Annotated in this window: 1 protein-coding gene; it reads left to right on the top strand. The window is 69.5% G+C overall.

The genetic code is table 11. The features are described from left to right. Positions 1-275: zinc metalloprotease (locus tag QWY29_RS20480; protein ID WP_300963065.1), on the top strand; the 275-nt coding region annotated here is incomplete at both ends.

Here is a 275-nt window from a genome sequence, read left to right as displayed (position 1 = left end):
GCCGGCTCGTTTGAGGTGGCATTTCAGGATTACGCGGCCCCGCTCGACGCGCCGCTCACCACCCGCTGGATCGTGCGCCACCGGCTGGAGAAAACCGCTCCTGACGCCGCCAGGTCGCCGGTGAAGGAGCCGATCGTCTACTACGTCGAACGCGGCGTTCCGGAACCGGTCCGCTCGGCGCTGCTCGACGGCGCCGGCTGGTGGTCCGCCGCTTTCGAGAGGGCCGGGTCCATCGACGCCTTCCGGGTCGAGTTGCTGCCTGAAGACGCGCATCC

The organism is Nocardioides abyssi, assembly GCF_030412915.1.
Classification (GTDB): Bacteria; Actinomycetota; Actinomycetes; order Propionibacteriales; family Nocardioidaceae; genus Nocardioides; species Nocardioides abyssi.
Note: the sequence above shows the minus strand (reverse complement) of the source record. Positions and strands in the feature narration are given on the sequence as shown.